Genomic DNA, 542 nt, shown 5'->3' with positions numbered 1-542 from the left:
AATACAGTCGCGATACTGAGTTCTAAAAAACCGAAATCGTGTAACCAATGCCATTGAGGATGAGATTGTGCGAAAAAAGAGGTTAACCGGTGCATCGCAATGGCGCTGATGACTGAAGGAAAAGTCACCGCTGCAATCGAGGGTTGGAACTTCAATCGAAGTAAGCGGAAATAACATAAGTAGATCAGTAGCGTCATTGTGATCGCGATCCCCGCCAATGCGCCCGTCAGAATAGGGTCGGGTTGGGGAAAATTCACTAAATAAGCTGCCAGTGACAAGTTAACTGGCGCGGCCATAATCGCGAGCGTTGGTCTTGCTCGTCTTGGCAGTGAGCCAAAAAACACCAAGCGATACAACACCAGTGGCAGCATAAAGAAGTAAATGCCTATACACATGATCGCGAGGGTTTCGGAAAATAGATTATGACCGAATTGCGAACCAGCCAATGAGCTACTGATTAATCCAACAGGGTAGAGGAACCAGCTCGGGACGATGTTCGACATTTTGAAGTTCATGAGCTGGAAGCCAAAAAACAGCACCAT

The 542-nt window shown here is 46.9% G+C and carries 1 pseudogene; it reads right to left on the bottom strand.

Annotation, left to right across the window (positions count from 1 at the left end):
• Positions 1 to 542 (bottom strand): annotated as a pseudogene (locus R8O11_RS30630) (TDT family transporter); the annotation flags it as partial.

Source organism: Vibrio sp. 1288 (assembly GCF_033344475.1).
This window is presented reverse-complemented; position numbering and strand designations above follow the sequence as displayed.